The sequence below is a fragment of the Psychrobacter sp. 1U2 genome, from assembly GCF_051847575.1.
In genome coordinates this window covers 1-615 of sequence record NZ_JBPYDC010001368.1, presented here as the reverse complement: position 1 = coordinate 615, position 615 = coordinate 1, and the positions used below count along the sequence as shown (strand labels likewise).

1 protein-coding gene is annotated in these 615 nt (G+C 39.5%); it reads right to left on the bottom strand.

Features of this window, described 5'->3' with window-relative positions:
* Positions 1-615 (bottom strand): F0F1 ATP synthase subunit A (atpB, locus tag ACS8FD_RS22140; RefSeq protein ID WP_439277448.1); only part of this gene is annotated, 615 nt, incomplete at both ends.

The window sequence follows — 615 nt, the reverse complement described above, 5'->3', positions numbered from 1 at the left end:
ATAAGTAAACTATCGTCAACATCATAAATACGAACGCTTGAAGTGTAATAATCAAAATGTGGAAGATAGCCCACGGTACCGATAACGCCCATTGAATCCAAAACGGCATTAGAGCAATCAGTATGAAAATCAATTCCCCAGCATACATGTTACCGAATAAACGCAAACCTAATGAGACAGGCTTTGCAATTAAGGTAACTGCTTCTAAGATGAAGTTGATGGGGATTAAAATAATTTGTAAGATAGGATTCTTGGCACTAAACGGATGTAGTGTTAACTCACCAACGAAACCGCCCACGCCTTTTTCTTTGATGCTATAAAAAAGAATTAACAAAAAGACAGAGAATGACATGCCAAGCGTGATGTTGGGATCAGTTGTTGGCACAATCTTAAAGAACACATGGTGTGGATCATGGCCCATCGCGGCACCAATTTGGCCTGCTAGACTTGGGATAAAGTCGATAGGCAATAAATCCATTAGGTTCATCAAGAAGATCCATACAAAAATGGTCAATGCCAAAGGTGCAATCAACTTTGAGGTACCACTATAAGAATCGCGAACGTTATTATCAACAAACTCAACGATTAGTTCAACTGCCGCTTGAGTTTTGCTTG